1 protein-coding gene is annotated in these 237 nt (G+C 68.4%); it reads right to left on the bottom strand.

All coding sequences use genetic code 11. From position 1 onward, the window contains the following. On the bottom strand, positions 1–237 hold a 237-nt coding region (locus ADL15_RS24905), incomplete at both ends, for an ABC transporter substrate-binding protein (protein ID WP_157441590.1).

Raw genomic sequence — 237 nt, 5'->3', positions numbered from 1 at the left:
CAGGATCGGCGCCATCGCGATCGTCACCGCGCTCTCCGCAGTACCGATCATCGCGAGGTAACCCTCACTGTCGATCTTGCGAGCCAGGTTCGTACCGGTCGTCGGGTCACCCTGGTCGTCGAAGACGTCCAGCTGGACCTGCCGGCCGTTGATGCCACCCGCGGCGTTCCACTCGTCGACGGCCAGCCGGGCGCCCTTGAGCTCCCAGGCGCCCAGCGAGCTGAGCTGCCCGCTCTG

It is taken from the genome of Actinoplanes awajinensis subsp. mycoplanecinus, assembly GCF_001509495.1.
GTDB lineage: Bacteria > Actinomycetota > Actinomycetes > Mycobacteriales > Micromonosporaceae > Actinoplanes > Actinoplanes palleronii.
The sequence above is the reverse complement of the archived record's forward strand: the minus strand, read 5'-3'. Positions and strand labels throughout refer to the sequence as shown.